The organism is Faecalibacillus sp. TM498, assembly GCF_020589955.1.
In the GTDB taxonomy this organism is placed as follows: Bacteria; Bacillota_I; Bacilli_A; order Erysipelotrichales; family Coprobacillaceae; genus Faecalibacillus; species Faecalibacillus intestinalis.
The window spans coordinates 1-5,536 of record NZ_JAJDKB010000087.1 but is presented as its reverse complement, the minus strand read 5'-3'; the positions used below and the strand labels follow the sequence as shown (position 1 = coordinate 5,536).

Here is a 5,536-nt window from a genome sequence, read left to right as displayed (position 1 = left end):
CTAAAGTTGTCCCCTAAATAATTTGGCTTTCCCCCTAAATTATTTGGTTACCCAAGGAGTCAACAAAGACTCCTTTTATTTATTCCTATAAAAACTTAAAAAGTAAGCGTCAATTTATAAGCATAGAATAAAAGAAGTTTAACACCTTTTATTGTTTAAACTTCTTTTGTAATTTATTAAAATACTTTTTTCTTTTTTAAGATAATAATTGCTAGTAATGATACCAAACATCCCATTGTAAGTAATTCAACTGGTGTTTGATCACCTGTTTTTGTACTCTTTTGAGTTGTATTTTTGACAACAGTTGTCGTAACATTATTTGTTTTGTTGTTTGCATCATCTTTTTTATCTGTTGTTGGTTTTTGACTTGAATTATCATCTTTTCCAGTATCTGGTTTTGAATTATCATCTTTAGAATTACTAACTGTAAATACTGTTTCAACATTTCCTAATGTAGAAGTAATTTTGATCGTATATTCTCCATTATCTAATGTTTTTAAATATTCTTCACTTAAAATAATGTTTACTTTGTTAGAAACATTTTCAATTGTATAGTATTTTGTATCTAATTCTTTACCATTAACAAATACTTTTAAAACATTTCCTTTAGAAACATTCATTGTAATTTTCAATGGTTTTGAATCTTTAACATCATATTTACTATTTTCACCCGCAATAATTTGTGCTCTTTCTTGAACATTAATTAAAGCTGTTCCAACTTTACCATCAATTCCTGAATATTTAACACTTACTTCTTTTGTATCTTTTGTGATTTTTTCTTTTGGATTTTCAAATACCCAACCTTCAGGTAATTTAATTGTATCTAATGTATCACCAACGAAACCATTTAATTCTAATCCAGATTTTTCTAAATCTTTTTCGAAAATTCTTTCTTCAACTGTAAGTAAAACTTCTCTTCTTGTTCTTGCAGCTGTTGTATTTCCTTTTTCATATACTGTGTAATATAAATTATATGTTCCTGGTTTTAATGATTTTAAGGCTTCTTGATCATCTTTACCTGTACATAATAGTGATACATGTGTATTTCCACCAACATTTGTGAACATTGGTTCATCATTAATAGAGTAATCAACAACAGTTCCTTCATCAACAGTAATACCTGCTAATAAATCTGGCATGTCTCCTTCTGTCATCGTAACATCTTTTTCACCACTAATTTTATAAGCATTTACATAGAAAGTATCCGCATCTTTTTGTTGTTGTTCATTTCTAGCATAGCGAACATAATCTACTTCAAATTTTGTTCCTGCTAAGTTTTCACCTGCAGCACCAGGCCAAGCTCCACCTAAAGCCAAATTAAATTCAATATATTGCGGTCTATCGATACATTCTAAAGCTCTTTGATCATCACTATAATCAACTGTTCTTACAATTTGATCATCTACATACCATTCAATTTTTCCTTTTGACCAATTGATTCCAAAAACATGATAATCATCATTAAAGATACCACTTGGTAATGTATAACAAGTACCATGTCCAGCATACTTTCCATCATCTTCACCATTAGTACCATAATGAAGTGTTTGATAAACTTGTTTATTACCATTAACCCCACCAGCAGTTCCATTACCAATTAATTCCATGATATCTATTTCACCACTATCGGGCCATCCAATACCTTGAGCAATGTTACCATCTAAATGAAAATCAGAACCTAAGGTCCAAAACGCTGGAAATACTGCTTGACCTTTAGGTAATTTAGCTTTCATTTCAATTCTTCCATATAAGAATTCTTGTTTACCATGAGTTCTTACACTTCCTGAATCATAAATAACTTTTCTTGTTGTATCTCCTTGTGTTACTTCATATTGATCTTCTGTTTTTCTATTTGTTGCTTTAATAACTAAATTTCCATCTTCAAGATAAACGTTATCTTTACTATTTGTATAATGTTGTTGTTCTAAACCACGAATATGTCCTAATTCATAACCCCAATTCTTTTTATCTAATTCACTTTCATTAAATTCATCAGCCCATACAAGATTATAATTGTCATCTTCATTTGTCACTTCTGTTAAAGAAACATTATCAACAAATACTTTTCCTTTATATGTAGCATCACTTGTTGATTCAGTCCATTTCATAAAACAAACTGTTAAATCAGTAGAATTTTTACCATTAAAAATACTTTCTTGGTCTCCTGTATCGATATCTAATTCAATATCTTGATATTGTCCTTTATTTTCTTCTGTACATTTTACTGTAACTTCATTGTTATTTACAAGATATTGTGCATTCTTTTTTAAGTTGACAAACATTGTTTGTCCTACTTCTGTTAATTGCACTTTTGCCTTTAGTTTATATTTTGTATTTTTCTTTAAATTAACTGTTTGAAAAATATTAGCATTTCCATTATTTTCTGGTAAAAAACCACACCAGCTTCCTTCATATGAACATCCTGGCCATTTTGTAAATCTTGCATTTGTAACTTGCCATGATGTACGACTATTTATTTCATATCCTGATGAAGGATTTGTACCATTTTCAAAAGAACCATTTTTAATAAGTTCTCGATCTAATTCAATTAAATCTTGTTTATCATTAGGTAAAACAGTAAGTATAACTGCTCTTCTTGTTGATGGTTTGGTAGAATCAGTACTACTTCTAGCTGTATAGTATAAGTTATATTTACCTGGTTTTAATTTCTTTAAACTTTGTTTATCATTTTTACCTGAACAAACTAAATCAACAGAAGTAAGTCCACCTTTTGATTTAAATGAATATTCATTATCAATTGAATAATCTAAAATACTATCTTGATCAGAAGTCACACCTTCTAATAAATTAGGTGTTTCACCTTCTGTCATTGTCACATCATGTTCACCATTGATTTTGATTGCATTTTCATAGTATTCTTTAGAATCTGTTTTTTGTTGAGCATTTTGACCATAATAAACATAATCAATTTCATATTTTTGCCCTGCAAGATTATCTCCAGCATCTCCTGCCCAGTTTCCACCAGTTGCTAGATTCATTTGAATATATTGTGGTCTGTTAAAACATCTTTTATATTCTTCATTATTGCTATAATCAATAGATCCTACAATTTTATTATCAACATAAAATTCCATTTTATTTTTAGACCAATTAAGACCAAAAATATGATAATCATCATTAAAGATTCCTTCTGGTAATGTATATGTTGAAATAGATTTTGAATGATCTACATCTGTAGCTGAACCAGCATGTAAAGTTTGATAAACTTTTTTATTACTTTTTCCATTTAAATCTTCATTTTCTGCACCAATCATTTCCATGATATCGATTTCACCGCAAACTGGCCACGAAGCACCTTGTTCACTGCTAATTCTACCATCTAACGTAAAATCTGAACCTAATGTCCAAAAAGCAGGGAAAGCACCTTTTCCTTTAGGAAGTTTTGCTTTCATTTCAATTCTTCCATATAAAAATTCTCTTTTCCCATGAGTTCTAACACTTCCTGAATTATAAATAACTTGTCTATTTCCTCTTGGATTTTTATATTGATCTTCTTTATCACGATTAGTTACTTGTAATACTAATTGACCATCTTTAACATAAACATTTTCTGGATCATTAACATAATGTTCTTGTTCAACACCTCTAATAGAACCTAATTCATAATCCCAATTTGATGTATCTAATTGATTTTCATTAAAGTCATCAGCCCAAACCATTTCATATTGATCATCTTCTGAAGCATCGCTTACTGCTTTAACTGATACATCATCGATCCATACTTCTTCATCAATAATATCTTGATTTCCATTTCTTTCTGTCCATTTAATAAAAGCAATAGATCCAGAAGTATTATCACCTGAATTAAAAGTAAATTCTACATCTTGATATTGACCTGCTTTATCTTCTGATGAAGAAATCGTCGTTTCAATCGTTTTTCCATTATTATCTTTTAATCCTGCACTTAATTGACCATTTTTTACTGCTAAAAATACTTGACCTTTCGCATTAGAAATTTTTACTTTTCCTTTAACAACATAATCTGTATTTTTCTTAAAACTTACTCCTTGATAAACTGCGGCATTATTAGAATTTGATGATAACTTTCCATAATAATTTCCATTATCATTTCCAAATGTACCTGTACCTGTTTTAGACCATGAAGCACCATTATTATCAAAACTTCCATTAACAATTAAATCACCATTACGATCTAATTTAACTAAATCATACTCATGGGCAACTTGTGAAGTTGCACCCTGAGTCGTATTTTCAGCAAAAACCATTGCTGAAGACGAACTAAGCATTGACATTGACGTCAATACAGATAAAACAACTTTACTTATCTTTTTATTTTTCATATTATTTCCTTTCCTTGCTTATCTAATAATTGTTACTCTTTTTTTAACAAAAAATAAAGACCAAATAAGATACACTAAAAAAAGTGTAAGTTATTTGGTCTTGCCTACTTAAAGTAACAATCCATATTTACATCTTGTATTTTAACATAGAGTTTTTGTCTATGCAAGGGGTTACATTTAATTTAAATCAATTAAAAAAGTTGAGTTTCCTCAACTTTTTTATAAATTTTCACCATTAGAAGCAATAACTTTCTTATACCAATCATAAGAATCTTTTTTGCTCCTTTTTAATGTTCCATTACCTTCATTATCTCTATCTACATAGATAAATCCGTAACGTTTTTTCATTTCACCTGTTGTAAATGAAACACAGTCAATACATCCCCAAGGAGTATATCCCATTAAATCAACACCATCTTCTTCAACAGCTTTTTTCATTTCTTCGATATGAGCTCTTAAGTAATCAATACGATATGGATCATGGCATGAACCATCTTCTTCTTTAACATCAATTGCTCCAAAACCATTTTCTACAATAAATAATGGTTTTTCATATCTTTCATAGAACATATTTAATGCATATCTTAATCCTTCTGGATCAATAGCCCATCCCCAATCTGATTCTTTAATATATGGGTTTTTAACTGAATGTTCACTTGAACCATCTGTTGATTTTGAAACATCTTTTGTGACTGTTGAATCTACAACATTTGTCATATAATAACTAAATCCAATATAATCAACAGTACCTTCAGCTAATGCTTTTTTATCTTCTTCAGTGATATCAATATTGAATCCTTTTCTTTCAAACATTTTTAAAGCATAAGCAGGATAATGTCCACGACATTGTACATCGCAGAAGAAAAAACGATCATGCATTTGTTGTTGTGCTAATACTTGATCAGCTGGACGACAACTAAATGGATAAATTGGAACCATTGCAATCATATTTCCAATTTTGAAATCAGGATTGATTTCTTTACCAATTTTTACTGCTTTAGCAGATGCTACTAATGTATGATGTCCACAGATATACATTGCTTCTTCTGGATTATCATAGTTTCCAAAATGAGCCCCACTGTTTGTCCAACCAAAGATATCGTTTTTAAAATTCATTTGGTTATTAATTTCATTGAATGTCATCCAATATTTAACTTTATTTTTATATCTTTTGAAACATACTTCTGCAAATTTAACAAAGAAATCAATTGTTT

Annotated in this window: 2 protein-coding genes; both read right to left on the bottom strand. The window is 29.4% G+C overall.

Features of this window, described 5'->3' with window-relative positions:
• Positions 1-176 precede the first annotated feature (176 nt).
• On the bottom strand, positions 177-4,322 hold the full coding sequence (locus LJD32_RS14435; protein WP_227392750.1) for a family 16 glycosylhydrolase: 4,146 nt from the start codon (positions 4,320-4,322) through the stop codon (positions 177-179).
• Positions 4,323-4,541: 219 nt separating this feature from the next.
• Positions 4,542-5,536, bottom strand: a 995-nt coding sequence (locus tag LJD32_RS14430; protein WP_227392749.1) for a family 1 glycosylhydrolase, incomplete at its 5' end; no start/stop codon positions are given.

Coding starts and splice junctions, on each gene's coding strand:
- LJD32_RS14435 (WP_227392750.1), bottom strand. CDS start 4,322: ATGAAAAATAAAAAGATAAGTAAAGTTGTTTTATCTGTATTGACGTCA.